Origin of the sequence: Achromobacter pulmonis (assembly GCF_002885955.2) — a bacterium.
GTDB classification, from domain to species: Bacteria; Pseudomonadota; Gammaproteobacteria; order Burkholderiales; family Burkholderiaceae_B; genus Achromobacter; species Achromobacter pulmonis_A.
The window spans coordinates 1-217 of record NZ_POQS01000069.1 but is presented as its reverse complement, the minus strand read 5'-3'; the positions used below and the strand labels follow the sequence as shown (position 1 = coordinate 217).

The 217-nt window shown below is 36.9% G+C and carries 1 protein-coding gene; it reads right to left on the bottom strand.

Going from position 1 to position 217, the window contains the following annotated elements; genetic code table 11:
* The coding region (locus tag C1I89_RS34790; RefSeq protein WP_181391125.1) for a hypothetical protein at nt 1-217 on the bottom strand (217 nt) is incomplete at both ends.

The following is a 217-nucleotide window of genomic DNA, read 5'->3' as shown; positions in this document are numbered from 1 at the left end:
GATACATCAATTTAGTAGTTTCATCGACGGTTTCACCTGCAACAGCAGTAGGATTACCAGTATTAAATGAACCTTGCATTGTGAATAAATCATTATGCGCTGTATTCTGTGATTTCATTCCGTATAGACTTACATCCATGACAATCTGATCACCATTAGTATCTTCACCAGAAAATACTTTATTGAACAGAAAAGTCTGAGTCCCCATGTCCTTCTC